The sequence below is a fragment of the Rothia sp. HMSC067H10 genome (assembly GCF_001810635.1).
In the GTDB taxonomy this organism is placed as follows: Bacteria; Actinomycetota; Actinomycetes; order Actinomycetales; family Micrococcaceae; genus Rothia; species Rothia dentocariosa.
In genome coordinates this window covers 1-656 of record NZ_KV802306.1, presented here as the reverse complement: position 1 = coordinate 656, position 656 = coordinate 1, and the positions used below count along the sequence as shown (strand labels likewise).

1 protein-coding gene and 1 pseudogene are annotated in these 656 nt (G+C 45.3%); both read left to right on the top strand.

The annotated features are described in order from the left end of the window. Positions 1-242, top strand: a pseudogene (locus HMPREF2756_RS04300) (hypothetical protein); the annotation flags it as partial. A 167-nt stretch (positions 243-409) separates the two neighbouring features. Beyond that, on the top strand, positions 410-571 hold the full coding sequence (locus tag HMPREF2756_RS04295; protein WP_238382414.1) for a ribonuclease domain-containing protein: 162 nt from the start codon (positions 410-412) through the stop codon (positions 569-571). Positions 572-656: the final 85 nt, after the last annotated feature.

Genomic DNA, 656 nt, shown 5'->3' with positions numbered 1-656 from the left:
GTGAGGGTGTGCGATACCCCTGGTCTGATTTTGAGGAAGAACAGCGCAGGAATTTCCCTAACGGCGCCCCGGACCCTCTATACGATAAGTATGGGGAGCTTTTTGGTGTTACTACCCATAGTTCGCAGACTACGGGTGTTTATGTTGATGATCCTCGGTATTATCCTGAATCACCATTTTATGACCCGGAGCTTGCCTCGAAAGTACACCTGGTGCATAGCGAGTTTGACGATCCCGAATAATCGATCATGTTCTTTCTTGAGTTTAGTTGTCCGTAGCTTATAGCGAAGTTACGGACAACTAATTTTCTATATCTTTATGCCTGTCACCAAATAAGAAAGCTACGGAGGCTGTTCTGCCGCAACTGCTGTTAAGGAGGAATCCTATTACGTATACGGAAATGGATTTCATGGCTCCTCAACCAAAGATTGGTGAAAACGGTAAAGTTGAGTTGAAGCCTAACGGGAAGCCTGAGACGACTCGTGGTGATGACCGGTTGATAGTGGGGAGTAATGGCAGTATCTATTACAGCCCGGATCATTATCACACGTTTATCCTGATAGTAGAGTAAGGGAGAAAAATAACCATGGCTTATACACCAGAAAGGCCGAAATCTTTTGTAGCTCCTTTGTTTATCCGTGAAGATGGGTACTGGG